Genomic DNA, 1,659 nt, shown 5'->3' on the forward strand with positions numbered 1-1,659 from the left:
GAGGGCAACTACGACCTCGTCGGCAACAACACGCCGGTGTTCTTCATCAAGGACCCGATCAAGTTCCCCGACTTCATCCACTCGCAGAAGCGCGACCCGTTCACGGGCCGTCAGGAGCCGGACAACGTCTGGGACTTCTGGGCGCACTCCCCCGAGGCCACGCACCAGGTGACCTGGCTGATGGGCGACCGCGGCATCCCGGCGTCGTACCGCCACATGGACGGCTTCGGCTCGCACACCTACCAGTGGACGAACGCCAAGGGCGAGTCCTTCTTCGTCAAGTACCACTTCAAGACGGACCAGGGCATCCGCACCCTGACCGCCGACGAGGCCGGGGAGCTGGCGGGCCAGGACCCGACCTCGCACCAGACGGACCTCGTGCAGGCGATCGAGCGGGGCGTGTTCCCGTCCTGGACGCTGCACGTGCAGCTCATGCCGGTGGCCGAGGCGGCGAACTACCGCTTCAACCCGTTCGACGTGACCAAGGTGTGGCCGCACGCCGACTACCCGCTGCGGCGCGTGGGCCGGCTGGTGCTGAACCGCAACCCCGACAACGTCTTCGCCGAGGTCGAGCAGGCCGCGTTCTCCCCGAACAACTTCGTTCCGGGCATCGGTCCCTCCCCCGACAAGATGCTCCAGGGCCGCCTGTTCGCCTACGCGGACGCGCACCGCTACCGGCTGGGCGTCAACCACACCCAGCTCGCGGTGAACGCGCCGAAGGCCGTGCCCGGCGGTGCGGACAACTACGGCCGGGACGGGCTCATGGCGGCCAACTCCCAGGGCCGCGGCGCCAAGAACTACGAGCCGAACTCGTACGACGGCCCCGTGGAGACCGGCCGTCCGCTGGCCGCGCCGCTGGCGGTCTCCGGCCACACCGGCACGCACGAGGCGCCGCTGCACACCAAGGACGACCACTTCTTCCAGGCCGGTGAGCTGTACCGGCTGATGTCCGAGGACGCGAAGCAGCGCCTGATCGCCACCATCGCCGGCGGCCTGTCCCAGGTCTCCCGCGAGGACGTGATCCAGAAGAACCTCGCGCACTTCCACGCCGCCGACGTCGAGTACGGCAAGCGCGTGGAGGAGGCGGTCCGCGCCCTGCGCGAGGACTGATCCACCAGCTCGCCCACGGGACTTGACGGGGAGGTCAAGACCGTGTGCGCGGCCCGCGCAGGCATCGGAACGGCCCGGATGAGGGGTGGCCGCCCGGTGCAGGCGCGGGCAGGGCGAGGACCGCGGCGGCCTGCGAGCCAGTGCGGTGGTGAAGGGCCCGGAGCTCCTCCTACGACCTGAGGGGAGGAGTCGCCCGGTCCCGTCGTGAACCGCCGCGGTCCCAGCCACTCGCCTCCGGCGGCTTGAGCCGTGAGGCCCCCTGAACTCCGTCCGGCGGCGCGAACGACCTGTCGCGCCCAGCCTCGCGCCGTCGGACGGGAACCACCCGGAAATCCCTCCCCGCCCCAGAAACCCTCACCGGGCCGAGAAGCGCCGGATGCGGACGGTCCCGCATCCGGCGCTTCTCCGTGCCCGGACGTCTGCATGCCGGATGCGGACCCGCACCGGCGCCCTCACGTGCCGGGCCCCTGGACCGGTCCGGCGGGGTTGCGTGTGTCGGGGTGGCACCGGGCGGTGTCGGTGCGGGTGCGGGTGGGCTTCGGGGGCGGG

Annotated in this window: 1 protein-coding gene; it reads left to right on the forward strand. The window is 71.3% G+C overall.

What is annotated here, in order from left to right:
- The coding region (locus GTW67_RS36660; RefSeq protein ID WP_161169022.1) for a catalase at positions 1 to 1,110 on the forward strand (1,110 nt) is incomplete at its 5' end.
- Positions 1,111 to 1,659 lie beyond the last annotated feature (549 nt).

This window comes from Streptomyces sp. SID5910 (assembly GCF_009862125.1).
Taxonomy (GTDB): Bacteria; Actinomycetota; Actinomycetes; order Streptomycetales; family Streptomycetaceae; genus Streptomyces.